The sequence below is a fragment of the Actinosynnema sp. NPDC023794 genome (assembly GCF_040639675.1).
GTDB lineage: Bacteria > Actinomycetota > Actinomycetes > Mycobacteriales > Pseudonocardiaceae > Actinosynnema > Actinosynnema luteola.
On record NZ_JBFAFR010000023.1, the window covers coordinates 78099 to 93118 of the forward strand.

Here is a 15020-nt window from a genome sequence, read left to right on the forward strand (position 1 = left end):
GCCGACGACCAGGTGGTCACCCCGCGCGGGCGAAGGCGGCGGTCGCAGTCCGGGCGGACCGCAGCACCCGACGTCGACTTCGCCGTAGCGGATGACCACCGACGGGTGCACGTCCACGTGGCCGCCGGTGCGGTCGTACCAGAAGCCGTCGCGGCTGAGCGGACCGTCGCGTCCGCCGCCCCGGTTCGCCGGCACCGGCCGGAACGGTCACCGCCCCGCATCCGACCACGGTGCCCGGGTGAGGCGAGCGGTGTCGTCGTGGCGACGGCCGGCGAAGATCGGCATGCCGGTCAGGGGGATGAGTCGGCGGCGGAACAGCTACGCCACGATTCCAGGAGGAGCGGGACGTCGGGCAGGTTCGGTGGCGGCGCCGGATGGTTGTCATCGGACCGTTTCGGCGTTCGCCGCGCGCTCGACGAGGTCGACTCGAAGGCGGGTCGAACACCCCCGTCCGATTGCGTTCACAGCCGCCGATGCGCGGTTCGACATCACTGACGACAACCAGGCGACCCATGGGGTGATTTCACTTCACCTGATCGAGTACAAGCACGGTTGGAGGCGGGTGGTGAGGTGCGGGCTGCGGTGAGCATGGGGCACCGGGCGTCGATCGAAGCACCCCGGCCGGTTCGACTTCGAGGAGATGTTGTCCGTGACCACCACGCAGAGCGCCTACTCCGCCAAGATGGCGGCCCGCTTCGCCACCTTCGACCGCGACCGGGACGGGGTCGTCGACGTCACCGACTTCGAGGCGATGGCGCGGGCGATCACCGTCTCGTGCGGACGGGACCCCGAGTCGCCCGAGGGGATGCGGTTGCTCGACGGCGCGCGGACCTTCTTCTCCGGTCTGCTGGAGGTCGCGGACACCGACGGGGACGGCGGGATCACCGAGTCGGAGTTCGTGGACGCCGCCCAGGTGCGCCTGCGCCACAACCCGGAGGGGTTCGAGCTGATCGCACGGCCGTGGGCGGAGGCCGTCGCGGACGTCGCGGACGTCGACGGCGACGGTGTGGTCGACCTCGGCGAGTGGACGCGGGTGCTGCGGGCCATGGGCGCCACCATGCCGGGTGCGGCGGAGCAGGCGGCGCGGATCGACACCGACGGCGACGGCCGGGTCAGCGTGGACGAGGTGCTGGCCAGCGCCGTGGCGTTCTACACCGCCGACGACGCCGGTCACGTGTTCGACCAAGCGTGAGAGCGGTTCACTCGACGGTGTTCGCCACGCCCGTGCCGTGGAGTGGGCAGAACGGGGTGTCCGTCGCGGTCGACCGGTGGGTGCGGAACTACTTGTGCCGCACCCACCCGCGATTGGGTCGTTCGGGACCGGTGTGCCCCTACGTCCCCCACGCCTTGGCCGCGCAGGCGCTGTCGGTGGCCGTGGTCACCGGTCGACCGGTCCACACCGGCGAGGTGGTCGGTCTCATGGACCGCTACCGGGACTGGTTCACCGCGCGGACCGATCCCGCCGACCTCCACCAGGCATTGCTGGTCCTGTTCCCCGCGCTCGGTCCAGGCGATGTCGCCTGGGCCGTGGACGAGGCACAGCGGATCTCGAAGACCGCGTTCGTCCGCGTCGGGTTGATGATCGGCCAGTTCCACGACGGCCCGCCGGCGGCCGGTGGCATCCGCAACCCGGCGTTCCGCCCGTTGTACGCACCGGTCCCGTTGCTGGCGGTGCGCCGCATGGTCCGCTCCGACCTGCCGTTCCTGGCCGACGACACCGAGCACCTGACCGCCTACCGCGCCCTGTTCCCCCACGGAGCCCACACCTGATGCCACCACCCGACGGGCCAGGACCGCCCTGCCACATGAGCGCCGAGGAGTTCCGCCACCACGGCTACGCGGTCGTCGACTGGCTGGCCCGCTACTGGACCGACCTCGACCAGCGCCCCGTCACGCCGGACGTGGCGCCGGGACAGGTCGCGGCGTCGCTGCCGGCACGCGCACCTGAGCACGGCGAACCGTTCGAGCACCTGCTCGCCGACGTCCACCGGCTCATCACACCGGGCCTGGCGCACTGGCAGCACCCGATGTTCCTCGGCCACTTCCCCATGACCAACTCCGGCCCGTCGGTGCTGGGCGAACTGCTCACCGCCGGGCTCAACCCGCAGGCGATGCTGTGGTCGGCCAATCCGGCGCTGACCGAGCTGGAGGGGGTGGTGTGCGACTGGCTGGCCGATCTGTTGGGCCTGCCCGCCGCCTTCCGCGGCAACGGCGTGCTCCAGGACACCGCGTCCGCCGGCGTTCTCGTGGCGCTGACCGCGGCCCTGTGGCGACGCGGCGGCGAAGGCTGGCGACGCCGCGGCGCGGGCACCCGGTACACGGTCTACACCTCCACCGAGGGCAACTGCTCCATCGCCAAGGCCGTGCGCGTCGCCGGCCTGGGCGAGGACCGGCTCCGACTGGTCGACGTCGACCAGCAAGCGCTGGCGATGCGGGTGGATCACCTGCGCGCACTGGTCGAGGCCGACATCGCCGCCGGGAACGTGCCGGTCATGGTCGCGGCCACCGTCGGCACCACGTCCACCACCGCCGTCGACCCGCTGGCCGAGATCGGCGAGCTGTGCCGGGAGCACGGCATCTGGCTGCACGTCGACGCCGCCTACGCCGGTGTCGCGGCGATCTGCCCCGAGATGCGGTGGATCCACCACGGCGTGGAGCTGGCGGACAGCTACTGCGTCAACCCGCACAAGTGGCTGCTCACCGGCCTGGACTGCGGCGCCATGTGGGTCACCGACCGGCGGGCCCTCACTGCGGCCATGACCACCACACCCGCCTACCTGAGCGGGAGCACCGCCCTCCACCCCGCCGCCGTGGACCTGCGCGACCGGCAGATCCCGCTCGGGCACCGCTCACGGGCGCTGAAACTGTGGTTCGTGCTGCGCTGGTACGGCGCCGAAGGGCTGCGCGCCCACATCCGCCACGGCATCGCCCTCGCCCAGTCCTTCGTCGGGGAAGTCCGCGCAGACCAGCGGTTCGAGGTCGTCGCACCCCATCCGTTCGGACTGGTGTGCTTCCGGCTGCGCGCCGACGACGCCACCAACGCCGAACTGCTGCGCCGCCTCACCACCTCCGGCGAACTGCTCCTGAGCCACACCGACGTCCACGGGCGCCGCACCCTGCGCCTGGCCACCGGTGGCACCGCCACCACCTCCGCCCACCTCGACCTGGCGTGGCGGAAGATCACGGACGTCGCCGCCGACCTGCTCGCCGCCGACCCCGGCACGGAGGCCCCGCGGCCCGGGTCAGCCGTCGGCCAACCAAGCGCAGGTCTCCGGGTCGAGAGAGACGTCCGCGGCGTCGAGGGAAGCGTCCACTTCGGCCAGTGAGCGCGCACCGACGACCGCCGTCGCCGAGGTGGTGTTCAGCAGCCAGGCCAGGGCGATCGTCTCCGGTGGCAGCCCGTGCTCCCCGCCCAGCTGTCGGCAGCGCTCCCGCCGCTCCGCGTTGACGTCGGTGGCGAACGGGTCGGTGGCGTCCGCCGACACGGGCTCAGGACGACCCGCGAAGTAGCCACGTGCCTGTGCCGCCCACGCGATGAGCCAGGGGGTGTGTTCGGCCAGGACGTCGCGCACGTCGGCCACGCTCCTGGTCTCCGGCCACAGTGGACGGACGGGCTCGGCCAGGCTGCACTGGTAGCTGACGACCGGGTCACAGCCGTGCGTCCGCAGGACGGGGATCAGCTCGGCCAGGCGGGGAGCCGACCAGTTCGAGACCCCGACCCGCTCGCACGCGCCCCGAGCCACGAAGCTCGCGAGCACCTCGGCCAACTCGGCGACCGGGCGGGTGGGGTCATCGCGGTGCAGCAGCACCACGTCCACGCACTCCAGCCCGAGCCGCCGCCGGGACTCGTCCAGCTCCGCGGTCAGCCGGGCGGCGCCGAGGTCGAGATGGCCGTCGTCGTCCGGGTGCCCGATCTTGGTCTCCAAGGTCAGCACGCCGGGGTTGGCGCGCAGCCAGGAACCGATCGTCCGCTCGGACCGCCCGTCCGCGTAGCTGTGCGCGGTGTCGACCCAGCGCCCGCCGCGCTCGGCGAACCGGTCCAGCCGCGCCCGCGAGAGCCCGGCGTCCTCCTCCCCGAATCGGCCGCCCAACGCGATTCTCGACACCACGGGCCCCGCCGAGGCGGCTTCACCTGGTGGGGGGTTGCGCGTCGCCGTCACCTCGTCTCCTCTCGTCGTCGGCTTCCACCACGGCCATCCCGGCGGCCACCACCGCCGCCCTGGCCATCCCGAGCGCCTCCCGAAGAACCTCCTCGCGGGCGTGGCCGGCGTCGTGCACCAGCGCTACCAGCCCGCACGCGGCGGTCTCCAGGCTCGCCCGGACGACCTCGGCGATCGTGCCCCGGTCCGCCCGCAGCTCCGACAGCTCCGCGTGCAGGCGCAGCACCTCCTCGACGTGGCGGCCGACGGGCGTGCGGTCCAGTCCGGCCAGGGCCGAGCGGACCCGGGTGGGGAGGATGTCGGACGTCATCGCGTCTCCAGCGACGGGTTCGGGTCCGTGCCGGCCGCGCTGCGGATGAGCGACGTGGTCGAGCGCCCGGTCACGTACGGGACGGTGACGACCTGACCGCCGTGGCGCTCCACCACCGCCGCCTCCGGCAGTTCGTGGATGGCGTAGTCGCCGCCTTTGACGAAGACGTCCGGCCTCAGTCGGTCCAGGGCCTGCTCCGGGGTGTCCTCGTCGAAGACGAGAACGGCGTCGACGCTGCGCAGCGCGCTCAGCATCGCGGCCCGCTCGGACGCGGGGACGATCGGCCTGTTCGATCCCTTGAGCCGCGCGACCGAGGCGTCACCGTTGAGGCACACGATGAGGCAGTCGCCGAGCCTGCGCGCCTCGGCGAGCATCGACACGTGCCCGACGTGCAGGATGTCGAAGCACCCGCCCGTCGCCACGACGCGCCCGCCGCTCGCCCGCACGCGCTCGGCCATGGCGATGGGGGCCTCCGGCTCGTGAGCGGGTGCGACCGCGCGCTCCGCGAGTGCCGACGCGCCACCCGCGGCGACGAAGGCGGTCGCCACGGCCACCGCCTTCGGCACGGCCACCGAGGGCAGTTCCCCGCGCGCGAGACCACCGGCCACAGCGGCGGCGAACTGGTCCCCGGCGCCGACGGTGTCCTCGCCCGTGGCCGGTTCCGCGGTGATCACCAGTGGGGCCCGGTCGGTGTTCTCCACCAACAGCGCACCCTGAGCACCACGCGTCACCACGATCCGGGGCACGCCCCAGGCTTCGAGCAACGCCCGCCCGTTCGCCGTGTCCTCGTCCAGCCCGGTCGTCCTCGCACCGGGGTTCGGGTTGGCGGACAGGACCGCGGCCTCCGTGCGGTTCGGCGTCACCAGGCACGTCCCGGCCACCGGAGGCGCACCCGCGCGGTGGGGGTCCCACACGGTCGGCACGGACCTGGCCACCTCGGCGATCGCCCGGCGGACGGCGGGCACGCCGGCCACACCACGTCCGTAGTCCGACACCAGGATCGCCGAGGCGTCCCGCAGCGTCCGCGCCAGGTCGGCCGGTGGGGCGCCGACTGCGCCGGGGTTCCGATCGGCCTCGTCCAGCATCAGCATCGTGCGTCCGCCGGAGCGGACCCGCGCTTTCACCGGGGTGCGGCCACGCAGGCCGAGGTCGATGACCTCGACGCCCTCGGCGCTCAGCGACTCGCGCAGCCGGGTGCCGTCCAGGTCGTCGGCCAGCGCGGTCACCAGGACCACGTCGTCGCCCGCCCTGGCGGCGAGCACCGCGGCCAGGGCGGCGCCACCCGGTCGGGTCGTGGTGGTGATCGAGTCGACCACCGGTACCGGCGCTTCCGGCGACATCCGGCTCACCGCGCCGATCAGGTCGCGGTCCAGGAGTGCGTCGCCCACGACCACCAGCCGGCGCCGCCCCGCGGGCGCGGGTGGCGCCGGGGCCCGCACACCGAGCGCGGCGTCGAGCGACGCGCAGAGCACGTGGATGCCGACCAGGTGGCACTCCTGCACGGTGGCGACCGCATCGGTGTCGACCGGCACGGCGTCGTCGCACAGCTCCGCCAGCGGGTTCGGCGCACGTCCGGTCAGCGCCCACGTCGTCATCCCGATCTCCGCCGCCGCCTCGGCCGCGCGCAGCAGGTTCGCGCTGCGACCGGAGGTCGACAGGCACAGCAGCACGTCGCCCTCTCGGCCGTGGGCGCGGACCTGCCTGGCGAAGACCTCCTCGTAGCCGTAGTCGTTGCTGACCGCGGTCACGGTGGACGTGTCGGCGTGCAGGGCGATGGCGGGCAACGCGCGCCGCTCGTGCTGGTAGCGGCCGACCAGTTCGGCGGTCAGGTGCTGCGCCTCCGCGGCGGAACCGCCGTTGCCCGCCACCAGGACGCGTCCACCGGTGGACAGCAGTGCGGCGAGCGCCCGGCCCCACCCCCGGATCCGGTCGGTGTCCAGCCGCGAGGCGGCCTCGACCAGACGATCGATGTGCCCCGTGGCGAACCCGGCGTCGTCGTGGTGTTCGTCGGTGCCCATACCAGTAACCTCCACATCTGCGACTGCGCTGAACCGGAACAACCGCGGCGGGCCCTGCCGTGACGCGAGGGAGATCGCATGTGGCTGATCCGCGGTTCCCGTGGCGCTCGCCCCCTCCGACCGGCCGGCGGCGGGTTGCCGGGAGCGGTGCTGTTCGACCGCGACGGGACCCTGGTGCACGACGTGCCGTACAACGGCGATCCGGACCTCGTCTTCCCCGTTCCCGGCGCCAGGTGGGCCGTGGACGCGTTGCGCGCCGAGGGCGTGGCGCTGGGCGTGGTCACCAACCAGTCCGGCGTCGGGCGCGGCCTGCTCGACCGGCGCGCGGTCCTCGCCGTCGCCGATCGCATCGAGCGGCTGCTCGGACCGTTCGACGTCTGGGCCGTGTGCCCGCACGCGCCCGCCGAAGGGTGCCGGTGCCGCAAACCCGCACCCGGGCTCATCGAGGGCGCCGCCGCCGAGCTCGGGGTGGACCCGGCCCGTGCGGTGGTGGTGGGAGACCGCGCCTCCGACGTCGAGGCGGCCGAGGCGGCCGGCGCCACCGGGCTGCTCGTCCGACCCGGCGGGCCCGACCTCCGCGCCGTCGTGGCCGGGCTCGTCGGTCGCCGGTGACGGCCGGGGTTCAGGTGTCGAACAGGCCGTCCGCGTTCGTCGGCCCGGTCCGTCGACCCGTGCCCATCCACTCCACCGGCAGCCCGTCGACCCCGCCGAGCCCTTCCCAGATGTCGTAGCCCAGCAACCGGCGCATGGTCGGCGACAGTCCACTGCGGACCTCCGGGCGCAGGGAGCGGAAGAAGTTCTCCTGCTGTCGGATGAACGGCGAGCAGTAGTGGGCGAAGATGCCGCGGCGGATCGTGTCGGGCGTGGTGTTCACCCCGGCTCGGTGCCACACCCGGCCGTCGAGGACGAGCAGGCTGCCGGCCGCCGCGCTGACCGAGACGGTGGTCGCGGCGGCGACCTCCTCCTTGGTGGGCGCCCGGCCCGTCAGGTGGCTGCCGGGCAGGACCACGGTGCCGCCGTTGGCCTCGGTGAAGTCGTCGAGGAGCCAGCAGGCCTGGGTGCCCATCGCGTACGGCCACGGCTCGGGGATGTACTGCTGGTCGGCGTGCACCGACTGGGCCGTGTTCCCGGGCAGGGTCACGTGCGCGGTGATGCTCGACAGCAGGTGGTGCGGTCCGAGCAGCTGCTCCGTGAGGGCGAGTGCGGTGGGGTGTTCGGCCAGGGCGACGAACTCGGGGCCGTGGTTCAACAGCGAGGTGATGCGGTAGTTGCCCCGTGAGTACCACGGGTTGCCTGCCGCCCGGTCCCTCGCCTCGACCTCGGCGAAGCCGGCGCGCAGCGCAGCGAGCTCGGCGCGCCCGAGCACATCGGTGATCACGCAGTACCCGGACTCGGCCAGGTCGCTGCTCGCCGTGCCCAGGTCGGTGGTCGGAGTCGGCGGAACCGCGGTGTAGTGCTCCATTCCTGCTCTCCGGGGGTTGTGCGGATGACGTCGAAGATGCGGCCGCGTCACGACGCTATTGCCGGGTCGCCGATCAGGGCAATGTTCGACCCGGTCCGTCTCCGTGCGACGTGACCGAGGCGCCGCGCGTGCGGTAGACACGGATCCCGGTGATGGACCCACGTCGATCGTCCCGCGCAACGCCGATCCACTGGAGTTCGCAGTGAGCCCGATCCCCGCACGCAGTTCCGATCCCGTCGTCGAGGCTCGAAACCTCACCCGCGCCTATCGCGTGGTGCGGCGGGATCCCGGTATCGCCGGGGCTTTGCGTTCGCTCGTGCGTCCGCGCCGGGAGGAGCGGACGGCCGTGGACCGGGTCAGCTTCGCCATCGAGCGCGGCGAGCTGGTCGGTCTGCTCGGCCCGAACGGCGCGGGCAAGTCGACGCTCATCAAGATGATGACCGGGATCCTCGTGCCGAGCTCCGGGTCGCTGGTGGTCAACGGCCGGGTCCCGCACCGCGACCGCATCCGCCACGCCGCGGGCATCGGGGTCGTGTTCGGGCAGCGCACCCAGCTGTGGTGGGACCTGCCGGTTCGCGACTCGTTCGACGTGCTGCACGACATCCACCGCATCCCCGGGGAGGTCTTCCGGCGCAGGCTCGCCGAGTTCGACGACCTGCTCGCGCTGTCGACGTTCTGGGACACCCCGGCGCGCCACCTGTCGCTGGGCCAGCGGGTGCGCTCCGACCTCGCCGCGGCGCTGCTGCACGCGCCGCCGATCGTCTTCCTCGACGAGCCGACCATCGGCATGGACGTGGTGGTCAAGGAGCAGGTGCGCGGCTTCCTGAACCACGTCGTGCGAGAGCTGGGCCGGACCGTGGTGCTCACCACCCACGACATGGGCGACGTCCAGCGGTTGTGCCGGCGACTGCTGTTGATCAACGGCGGCAGACTGGTCTTCGACGGCGACGTCGAGGAGCTCGAGCGGCGCACCGGCGCGACGCGCGACCTCTGCGTGGTCTTCGCCCGCCCCACCCGCGCTCCCGTGCTGCCCGGTTGCCTCCTGGTCGAGCAGAGCGGTGCCGAGGCTCGCTACCGACTGGCCGGCGACGCCGAGCCGGAGCGGGTGCTCAGGGCGCTCACCGCGTCCGCGCCGGTCGCCGACTGCTCGTTCCGCAAGCGCAGCCTCGAAGAGCTGATGCGCGATGTGTACCAGGGGACGTCGGAGCTGGTCGCGGCGGACCGGCGCGCGTCGTGACGGCGGGCGGCTTTCGAACCGGGAGCCCGTGGCGGCTGCTCCGGTTGGGACCGGCGGTGGAGCTCGCCGACCGCGGCAGGCTCTACGCGACCGCGTTCGGCATCACGGTGCAGATCTTCCTGTACTGGGTGCTGTGGACGACCCTCTACGACACGGGGTCCGGGATCCAGGGCGGAATGACGCTGGAGCAGGCGGTGTCGTACTCCGCGCTCGGCGTGCTGATCAGCCGAACCCGCGTGCTGACCAGGGATTCCGTGTACCGCGCGGTCACCGACGGCGCGATCGTGTACTGGTTCACCCGTCCGATGGCTCCCGGCCGGTACTTCTTCCTGCGCTCGGCGGGAGAAGCCCTCTACGGCAGCGCCCTCGCGCTCGTCGGCGCGGTGGCGTGCGGGTTCCTCGGTCTGGTCACCGCGCCGTCATCGCCCGGGGTGCTCGCGGTCACGCTGATCAGCCTGGTGCTCGGCCAGGTCGTGCAGTACTACCTGACCCTCCTCGTCGAGGTGTCGTGCTTCTGGTTCACCACGAACCGCGGGCTCAGGAGCCTCAACACCTTCGTGCAGGACCTCTGCTCGGGCGCCATCGTGCCCATCTGGTTCTTCCCGCCCTGGTTCATCAGCGTCAACCAGCTGCTCCCGTTCCAGGCCACGCTCAACCTGCCCGTCTCGGTCCACATCGGACGCATCACGCCCGCGCAGACCACGACGATCCTGCTGGTCCAGGCGGGGTGGGGCGTGCTGCTGGCGCTGCTGTCGCGGGTGCTGTGGCACGCGGCGTCCCGACGGCTCGTCATCTCGGGAGGCTGACGTGGTCGACGACGTGTGGACGCCCGCCCCACCGACCCCGCGCAACCCCCTCACGTTGATCTGGCGGCTCACCCGGGCCAACCTGCGCGTGCGGCTGCGCTTCCGGATGGACCTGTTGCTGTCCTTGCTCTACGCCGCGTTGTTCCAGTTGAGCGCGTTGACCTTCGCGGTCGTCGTGCTGCAGCAGTTCAACTCGCTCGGCGGCTGGACGGCGCCGGAGGTGATGCTGGTGGCCGCCCTGCGGGTGCTGAGCCACAGCGTTCACCTCTTCCTGTTCAAGAACCTGTCGCGGGTGCCGGAGATGGTGCGGGTCGGCGAGTTCGACGTGGTGCTGCACCGGCCTGTCTCCCCGTTGCTCCAGGTGCTGCTGCGGGAGTTCCACGTCTCGGTGTTCGGCGATCTCGCGGTCGCGATCGTGCTGTTCACCACGGCGCTGCAGTTGCTCGACATCCAGTGGACGCTGCCGCTGCTGCTGTTCCTGGTGGCGGCGGTGATCGGCGCCGCGCTGCTGGAGGGGGCGATCCAGCTCGTCATGGCGTCGTTCGCGTTCCGGACCGAGGCGTCGGACATCCTGATGACCTGGACGGACAACCTGATCACCGCCTTCGCCAACTACCCCATCGGCATCTTCCCGATGCTGCTGCGGATCGGTTTCATGACGGTCTTCCCGATCGCCTTCATCGCGTTCTTCCCCGCGTCCGTCATCCTCGGACGTGCGGGTGACGGACCTGCGCCCGCGTTCATCGCCCACGCGGTACCCTTGATCGACTTGATTGCCTTCGCGGCGGCGTGCTGGTGGTGGCTCCACAGCGTGCGTGGCTACCAGAGCAAGGGCGGCTGACGCGCGTGCGGCCCGGTGCCCGAGGAGAGGCAGGAGGAACACGCCGGTATGGCAGACGTCGACGAGCAGGTTCACGAGGTCGTCGAACTGGTGCGGCGCGAGCGCGGTGTGGCGCTGACGCTGGTGGGCAGGTTCGCCACGGGCGACGAAGGCGCCTACGAGGTGACCGGCCCGGACGGCGCCCGGTTGGTGCTCAAGTGGTTGCCCTGGGGGCGGGAAGCCCGGCATGCCGAGGAGCACGTGGAGCCCGCGCTGGCGAGGCTGCGGGCGGCGGGCTGCCCGATTCCGCGTCAGGTCGCCGCCGGGCGGGTGGGCGAGTGGTGGTTCGAGCTGCAGGAGTACGTGGCGGGCAGCCCGGTCGAGCACGTCGACGGCGTCACGCTGGAGCAGTTGATCGCGGTGGTCGACCGCGAGCGGGGCGCCGGTTCGGGGACCGGCGGGGACTGGTGGGACCTCGTCCTGGGAGGGCTGGTCGAGGACCGTTCGCCGCTGTGCCGGCCTTCGGCGCTGGTGGGGTGCGAGCCGCCGGTTGCCGAGCTGCTGTCCCGCCTGCGCACGTCGGCCGCCGCGGTTCCGCTGCCCGACCGGACCCCGGACGACCTGGTCCACTTCGACTTCGGGCCTGCCAACGTGCTCGTCGACGGTGGTCGGGTGACGGCGGTGCTGGACTGGCAGTCGTGCCGCACCGGTGACGCCTCCTACGACCTGATGACCGTCGACTGGGACCTGGCGGCCTGGCCGAAGGCCGGGCCAGGGGTCCGGGACCGACTGGCGGAGGAGATCCTTCGCACGACCGACCGCGGCGCACTGGCCGTCTACGCGGCGCACTGCGTGTTGCGCAACCTCACCTGGGCGAGCGGGACCGAGTGGTCCGAGCACGTCGTGACCACCGGCCACGAGTTCCTGGACCGCTGGGCCCGCGCCTGAGCTCACCGGGCGGGTGAGCCCGCGAGCACACCGTCCAGCTCGGTCAGGACCTCGTCGACGGTGATGCGCGCCAGTCCGGGGTCCACCTCGTCGGCGAAGGCGTCCCCGGTCACGCCGTGCCACAGCACCCGGTGACGGGACTCCCGTGCGGGCGGACCCCACACGGCCGGCGCCGACGGGCCGAACAGCAGCACGGACGGAGTTCCCAGTGCCGTCGCCAGGTGCGCGGGACCCGAGTCGGGCGCGACGACGGCGACCGCCGCCGCGACGACGGCGGCGAGGTCCAGCACGTCACCGGTCGCGCCGGCGAGCACAGCACCGTCGTCCACGCCCGCCTGCCGGGCGATCTCCCGCGCCTGCGCCACCTCGTCCGCGCCGTGGCCGGTGATGACCGGCCGGTGGCCGTTGCGCCGCAACCAGCGCGTCACCTCCACCCACCGCTCCAGCGGCCACCGACGCGCGCCGTAGGCGGCTCCTGGTGCCACGAGCACCGCGCCCACGGCCCGTTCGGGAGGCTCGCGGTCCGGCGCCGGGAGGCGGAACCGGCTGGGATCGGCGGGAATGCCGGACTCGCTGAGCATCCGGCACCACTTGGCCATCTCGTGCTCACCGGGCCGCCACGCCGGGCCCGCCACCCCCGCCTCGGCGTTGCCGAAGGCGATGTGCCGTGCGGCGGGAAACCCGCTCAGCAGCATCCGGTGGCTGCCCGGTCCACGTCCCTGGAGGTTGACCACCACCGCGGCCTCCTCGATCGGCGGACGCGTGAACGGCGTGCACGTGATCGTGTGGCGCTGCGTGTCGACGACCTCGTCGACGGCCCCGGTCAGCTCCGCCAGCGGCGCCCACACGGCCGGGGTGACGAGCACCCGGTGGTGGTCGGGAAAGCTGTCGGCCAGCGCCCGCAGCGCGGGCACGACCACGAGCAGGTCCCCGAGGCCGTACGGCCGGTAGGCGAACAGCACCGGTTGGCGCGGCATGGCGATCCCCGATTCGGTCGGCAGGTGAGGGCCGGTTTCCACCCGTGCCCGTCACGGCATTATGGGCGAGTCGCCTGCGGTCGCGAAAGGTACTGACAATGGGCGTCGTGCACGGTTGCGGCACTATTTCGACTGCTGCACGATGGACCGTGCCCGGTGTTGCTTCCCCTTTCCGTTTCAGTCGGGACGTGTGCGCCGCCTGCCGTCACCGGTCCGGGCACCGCCGAACAGAGGAGAGTTCACCACGATGCTCGTTCTCGGTCTGAGCTGCTGCTTCGGGGATCTGGAGCATGACTTCATCCCTGGTCTGCCGACGTGGTTCTACCACGATTCCGCCGCCGCGCTCGTCCGCGACGGCGTGCTGCTGGCGGCGGTCGAGGAAGAGCGGCTCAATCGCATAAAACACACGAACAAGTTCAGCAGGCGGGCCGCGCGCGCCTGCCTCGACCACGCGGGCGTCACATTCGAGGAAGTCGATCTGATCGCGTTCTTCTTCTGCGAGGACCACACCGACCGGGAACTGGGCGTGCAATACGTCGAACACCCCGAAGTGCCGGTCCGCTGGTGCCGTTCGCTGATCGTCGAGCAGCTCGGCGCGGAGTTCGGCGCGACCGTGGACCCGGAGCGCGTGGTCTTCGTCAAGCACCACCTCGCGCACGCGCGGTCGGTCTTCCACCACTCCGGGTTCGACGAGTCGCTGGTGGCGGTCGTCGACGGCAACGGGGAGAACGAGTCGCTCACCTTCTTCCACGGCGAGGGGCACGAGCTGCGGGCGCTGCACTCGCTGCCCATCGCCAAGTCCATGGGACACCTGTACCTGCAGTCCGTGGAGCTGTTGGGCTACAAGCGGTTCGACGAGTACAAGGTGATGGGGCTCGCCCCGTACGGCGACCCTTCCACGTACCTGCCGGTGTTCGACCAGCTCTACGAGCTGCTGCCCGACGGCGGGTACGAGTTCGACTGGCGCCGCCTGCAGCGGCACTTCCTCGACGCCGGTTTCGCGCCTCGCCGCAAGGGCGAGCCGTTCGACCAGCGCCACCGCGACTTCGCCGCGGCGTTGCAGCAGACGTTGGAGACGATCGTGCTGCACGTCGTCCGGCATTGGCGCGAGACGACCGGGCTGCGGCGGCTGTGCGTGGCCGGCGGGGTCGGCCACAACAGCACGCTCAACGGGCGTCTGCTCTCCTCCGGCCTGTTCGACGAGGTCTTCGTCGACCCGGCCGCGCACGACTCCGGCGCCGCGGTCGGGGCGGCGTTCGAGGTCGCCCGGCAGCACTCGCCGCGCACGTTCAGCCCCGAGCCTCTCCGCACGGCCTACCTGGGGCCGGAAGCCGTGCCCGGCGGCGACGCGGCGAAGGGGTTGGAGCGCTGGTCGGCGCTGGTGGAGTTCGAGCAGGTCGACGACATCGCGGCCACCGCGGCCGAGCTCCTGGCGAGCGGTTCGGTGATCGGGTGGGTCCAGGGCCGCTCCGAGTTCGGGCCGCGCGCCCTGGGCAACCGCAGCATCCTCGCCGATCCGCGGCCGAGGTCCAACCAGGACCGCGTGAACGAGATGGTCAAGCTGAGGGAGTCCTACCGGCCGTTCGCCCCGGCCGTGCTCGCCGAGCGCGCGGCGGACTACTTCGACCTGCCGGCGACCAGGGCGCGGTTGGACTTCATGTCCTACGTCGTCAGGGTGCGCCCGGAGGTCAGGGACGAGCTGGGCGCGGTGACCCACGTCGACGGGACGGCCCGCGCGCAGACCGTGCGGCGTGCGGACAACGAGCGCTTCTGGGACCTGATCCACGGCTTCGGTGAGCTGACCGGGGTGCCCGTGGTGCTCAACACCTCGTTCAACAACCACGCCGAGCCGATCGTGCAGACCCTCGACGACGCGGTGCGCTGCTTCCTGACGACCGGGTTGGACGCCCTCGTGATCGACTCCGTCGTGGTGCGCCGCAAGCCGGACGACTGGCGCGCGTTCCTCGGGCTGCGGGTCGTGCTCGCGCCGACCGTGTCGGTGATCAGCAGTCACGACGCCGGTCCCGCCGGCCACCGTGCCCGGCACGAGGTGCGGTTCACCTACACCGGCGGCAAGACCAAGCCGATCACCGCCGAGTTGGCCGAGTTCCTGCGCCACTCCGAACCACCCACGCCGGGCGGGTTCGCGGCGGGCGGCGCCGTGGCGGACGACGGGCGCGAGCTGGTCGCCCGGCTGCGTGAGCTGTGGCAGGACCGGTTCGTCGACATCGTGCCCGACGACGACCTGCGCTGACCGCGAAGGCGGGTGGGACCCGGGAAGC

The 15020-nt window shown here is 72.2% G+C and carries 14 protein-coding genes and 1 pseudogene; 9 read left to right on the forward strand and 6 right to left on the reverse strand.

Annotated features, from left to right (window positions below):
• Positions 1-649 precede the first annotated feature (649 nt).
• The 3 genes from AB0H12_RS33080 to AB0H12_RS33090 are packed head-to-tail and all read left to right on the forward strand — an operon-like array spanning position 650 to position 3326.
• Positions 650-1192: an EF-hand domain-containing protein gene (locus AB0H12_RS33080; protein ID WP_499628330.1), complete on the forward strand. Its 543-nt coding sequence runs from the start codon at positions 650-652 to the stop codon at positions 1190-1192.
• The gene (locus tag AB0H12_RS33085) at positions 1189-1770 is read left to right on the forward strand and encodes a DUF6875 domain-containing protein (RefSeq protein ID WP_499628331.1); all 582 of its coding nucleotides are present in this window, start codon (positions 1189-1191) and stop codon (positions 1768-1770) included. The genes AB0H12_RS33080 and AB0H12_RS33085 overlap by 4 nt, the downstream gene beginning before the upstream one ends.
• A 35-nt stretch (positions 1771-1805) precedes the next feature.
• On the forward strand, positions 1806-3326 hold the full coding sequence (locus tag AB0H12_RS33090; RefSeq protein WP_499628332.1) for a pyridoxal phosphate-dependent decarboxylase family protein: 1521 nt from the start codon (positions 1806-1808) through the stop codon (positions 3324-3326).
• On the opposite strand, the gene AB0H12_RS33095 is transcribed toward AB0H12_RS33090, so the two are convergent.
• The 4 genes and pseudogenes from AB0H12_RS33095 to AB0H12_RS33110 form a co-directional block, all read right to left on the reverse strand.
• Positions 3243-4160: an aldo/keto reductase gene (locus tag AB0H12_RS33095; RefSeq protein WP_499628334.1), complete on the reverse strand. Its 918-nt coding sequence runs from the start codon at positions 4158-4160 to the stop codon at positions 3243-3245. The genes AB0H12_RS33090 and AB0H12_RS33095 overlap by 84 nt on opposite strands.
• Positions 4129-4470, reverse strand: coding sequence for a hypothetical protein (locus tag AB0H12_RS33100; RefSeq protein WP_499628335.1), 342 nt, complete (start codon positions 4468-4470; stop codon positions 4129-4131). The genes AB0H12_RS33095 and AB0H12_RS33100 overlap by 32 nt, the downstream gene beginning before the upstream one ends.
• On the reverse strand, positions 4467-5909 hold the full coding sequence (gene rfaE2, locus AB0H12_RS33105) for a D-glycero-beta-D-manno-heptose 1-phosphate adenylyltransferase (protein WP_499628364.1): 1443 nt from the start codon (positions 5907-5909) through the stop codon (positions 4467-4469). The genes AB0H12_RS33100 and rfaE2 overlap by 4 nt, the downstream gene beginning before the upstream one ends.
• A pseudogene (locus AB0H12_RS33110) lies at positions 5901-6488 on the reverse strand (D-sedoheptulose-7-phosphate isomerase); the annotation flags it as partial. The pseudogene AB0H12_RS33110 and the gene rfaE2, both read right to left, overlap by 9 nt.
• 78 nt (positions 6489-6566) lie before the next feature.
• Between AB0H12_RS33110 and AB0H12_RS33115 the strand changes: the two are divergent.
• On the forward strand, positions 6567-7100 hold the full coding sequence (locus AB0H12_RS33115; RefSeq protein WP_499628336.1) for a D-glycero-alpha-D-manno-heptose-1,7-bisphosphate 7-phosphatase: 534 nt from the start codon (positions 6567-6569) through the stop codon (positions 7098-7100).
• Positions 7101-7110: 10 nt separating this feature from the next.
• On the opposite strand, the gene AB0H12_RS33120 is transcribed toward AB0H12_RS33115, so the two are convergent.
• Positions 7111-7950 (reverse strand): phytanoyl-CoA dioxygenase family protein, encoded by an 840-nt coding sequence (locus AB0H12_RS33120; protein WP_499628338.1) that lies wholly within the window; start codon positions 7948-7950, stop codon positions 7111-7113.
• A 346-nt stretch (positions 7951-8296) separates the two neighbouring features.
• Here AB0H12_RS33120 and AB0H12_RS33125 point away from each other — a divergent pair, with 346 nt between their 5' ends.
• The 4 genes from AB0H12_RS33125 to AB0H12_RS33140 are packed head-to-tail and all read left to right on the forward strand — an operon-like array spanning position 8297 to position 11761.
• Positions 8297-9187: an ABC transporter ATP-binding protein gene (locus tag AB0H12_RS33125; protein ID WP_499628339.1), complete on the forward strand. Its 891-nt coding sequence runs from the start codon at positions 8297-8299 to the stop codon at positions 9185-9187.
• Positions 9188-9243: 56 nt separating this feature from the next.
• Entirely contained in the window at positions 9244-9993 is a 750-nt protein-coding gene (locus tag AB0H12_RS33130; protein WP_499628340.1) for an ABC transporter permease, read from the forward strand.
• Between the two features lies 1 nt (position 9994).
• Positions 9995-10834 carry an ABC transporter permease gene (locus AB0H12_RS33135; RefSeq protein ID WP_499628341.1) on the forward strand — a complete coding sequence of 280 codons (840 nt, stop codon included), beginning with the start codon at positions 9995-9997 and terminating at the stop codon, positions 10832-10834.
• 48 nt (positions 10835-10882) lie between these two features.
• Positions 10883-11761: a phosphotransferase enzyme family protein gene (locus tag AB0H12_RS33140; protein WP_499628342.1), complete on the forward strand. Its 879-nt coding sequence runs from the start codon at positions 10883-10885 to the stop codon at positions 11759-11761.
• Positions 11762-11763: 2 nt separating this feature from the next.
• On the opposite strand, the gene AB0H12_RS33145 is transcribed toward AB0H12_RS33140, so the two are convergent.
• Positions 11764-12738 (reverse strand): glycosyltransferase family 9 protein, encoded by a 975-nt coding sequence (locus tag AB0H12_RS33145; protein ID WP_499628344.1) that lies wholly within the window; start codon positions 12736-12738, stop codon positions 11764-11766.
• Between the two features lie 247 nt (positions 12739-12985).
• Between AB0H12_RS33145 and AB0H12_RS33150 the strand changes: the two genes are divergently transcribed.
• Entirely contained in the window at positions 12986-14992 is a 2007-nt protein-coding gene (locus AB0H12_RS33150) for a carbamoyltransferase family protein (protein ID WP_499628345.1), read from the forward strand.
• The last annotated feature ends 28 nt before the right edge of the window (positions 14993-15020 follow it).

Coding starts and splice junctions, on each gene's coding strand:
- AB0H12_RS33090 (WP_499628332.1), top strand. CDS start 1,806: ATGAGCGCCGAGGAGTTCCGCCACCACGGCTACGCGGTCGTCGACTGG.
- AB0H12_RS33100 (WP_499628335.1), bottom strand. CDS start 4,470: ATGACGTCCGACATCCTCCCCACCCGGGTCCGCTCGGCCCTGGCCGGA.
- AB0H12_RS33115 (WP_499628336.1), top strand. CDS start 6,567: ATGTGGCTGATCCGCGGTTCCCGTGGCGCTCGCCCCCTCCGACCGGCC.
- AB0H12_RS33120 (WP_499628338.1), bottom strand. CDS start 7,950: ATGGAGCACTACACCGCGGTTCCGCCGACTCCGACCACCGACCTGGGC.
- AB0H12_RS33140 (WP_499628342.1), top strand. CDS start 10,883: ATGGCAGACGTCGACGAGCAGGTTCACGAGGTCGTCGAACTGGTGCGG.
- AB0H12_RS33145 (WP_499628344.1), bottom strand. CDS start 12,738: ATGCCGCGCCAACCGGTGCTGTTCGCCTACCGGCCGTACGGCCTCGGG.
- AB0H12_RS33150 (WP_499628345.1), top strand. CDS start 12,986: ATGCTCGTTCTCGGTCTGAGCTGCTGCTTCGGGGATCTGGAGCATGAC.